Source organism: Moritella sp. PE36, from assembly GCF_000170855.1.
In the GTDB taxonomy this organism is placed as follows: domain Bacteria; phylum Pseudomonadota; class Gammaproteobacteria; order Enterobacterales; family Moritellaceae; genus Moritella.
Genome location: NZ_ABCQ01000118.1, coordinates 1 through 1,805, shown reverse-complemented (window position 1 = coordinate 1,805; position 1,805 = coordinate 1). Strand labels below are relative to the sequence as shown.

At 51.7% G+C, this 1,805-nt stretch carries 2 protein-coding genes and 1 pseudogene; 1 reads left to right on the top strand and 2 read right to left on the bottom strand.

What is annotated here, in order from left to right; all coding sequences use genetic code 11:
* A pseudogene (locus tag PE36_RS23490) lies at positions 1-225 on the bottom strand (serine hydrolase); the annotation flags it as partial.
* A gap of 1,048 nt (positions 226-1,273) precedes the next feature.
* Positions 1,274-1,609: a hypothetical protein gene (locus PE36_RS23485; protein ID WP_081450183.1), complete on the bottom strand. Its 336-nt coding sequence runs from the start codon at positions 1,607-1,609 to the stop codon at positions 1,274-1,276.
* 64 nt (positions 1,610-1,673) lie between these two features.
* On the opposite strand from PE36_RS23485, the gene PE36_RS24240 reads away from it, so the two are divergent.
* The coding region (locus PE36_RS24240; protein WP_072652874.1) for a Rop family plasmid primer RNA-binding protein at positions 1,674-1,805 on the top strand (132 nt) is incomplete at its 3' end.

The window sequence follows — 1,805 nt, the reverse complement described above, 5'->3', positions numbered from 1 at the left end:
ACATAGCAGAACTTTAAAAGTGCTCATCATTGGAAAACGTTCTTCGGGGCGAAAACTCTCAAGGATCTTACCGCTGTTGAGATCCAGTTCGATGTAACCCACTCGTGCACCCAACTGATCTTCAGCATCTTTTACTTTCACCAGCGTTTCTGGGTGAGCAAAAACAGGAAGGCAAAATGCCGCAAAAAAGGGAATAAGGGCGACACGGAAATGTTGAATACTCATACTCTTCCTTTTTCAATATTATTGAAGCATTTATCAGGGTTATTGTCTCATGAGCGGATACATATTTGAATGTATTTAGAAAAATAAACAAATAGGGGTTCCGCGCACATTTCCCCGAAAAGTGCCACCTGACGTCTAAGAAACCATTATTATCATGACATTAACCTATAAAAATAGGCGTATCACGAGGCCCTTTCGTCTCGCGCGTTTCGGTGATGACGGTGAAAACCTCTGACACATGCAGCTCCCGGAGACGGTCACAGCTTGTCTGTAAGCGGATGCCGGGAGCAGACAAGCCCGTCAGGGCGCGTCAGCGGGTGTTGGCGGGTGTCGGGGCTGGCTTAACTATGCGGCATCAGAGCAGATTGTACTGAGAGTGCACCATATGCGGTGTGAAATACCGCACAGATGCGTAAGGAGAAAATACCGCATCAGGCGCCATTCGCCATTCAGGCTGCGCAACTGTTGGGAAGGGCGATCGGTGCGGGCCTCTTCGCTATTACGCCAGAATTCGAGCTCGGTACCCCTGAGTCTAGGTCGGACTAGACCTTGTAAAACGACGGCCAGTCCAGTGTGCTGGAAAGCAGTGAGTTCTTGTTCAGTTGGTTGACGCTCAGATACAACCGCTAGATCGTCAACGATTGCCGACACTGGCTCTGTTACGCCGCCGATTGTTAATGACTTTCCAGCACACTGGGGTCATAGCTGTTTCCTGATCTAGGTGACCATCCTAGCACAGGGGGATCGATCCTCTAGAGTCGACCTGCAGGCATGCAAGCTCTGCATTAATGAATCGGCCAACGCGCGGGGAGAGGCGGTTTGCGTATTGGGCGCTCTTCCGCTTCCTCGCTCACTGACTCGCTGCGCTCGGTCGTTCGGCTGCGGCGAGCGGTATCAGCTCACTCAAAGGCGGTAATACGGTTATCCACAGAATCAGGGGATAACGCAGGAAAGAACATTCGGGCAGCGTTGGGTCCTGGCCACGGGTGCGCATGATCGTGCTCCTGTCGTTGAGGACCCGGCTAGGCTGGCGGGGTTGCCTTACTGGTTAGCAGAATGAATCACCGATACGCGAGCGAACGTGAAGCGACTGCTGCTGCAAAACGTCTGCGACCTGAGCAACAACATGAATGGTCTTCGGTTTCCGTGTTTCGTAAAGTCTGGAAACGCGGAAGTCAGCGCCCTGCACCATTATGTTCCGGATCTGCATCGCAGGATGCTGCTGGCTACCCTGTGGAACACCTACATCTGTATTAACGAAGCGCTGGCATTGACCCTGAGTGATTTTTCTCTGGTCCCGCCGCATCCATACCGCCAGTTGTTTACCCTCACAACGTTCCAGTAACCGGGCATGTTCATCATCAGTAACCCGTATCGTGAGCATCCTCTCTCGTTTCATCGGTATCATTACCCCCATGAACAGAAATCCCCCTTACACGGAGGCATCAGTGACCAAACAGGAAAAAACCGCCCTTAACATGGCCCGCTTTATCAGAAGCCAGACATTAACGCTTCTGGAGAAACTCAACGAGCTGGACGCGGATGAACAGGCAGACATCTGTGAATCGCTTCACGACCAC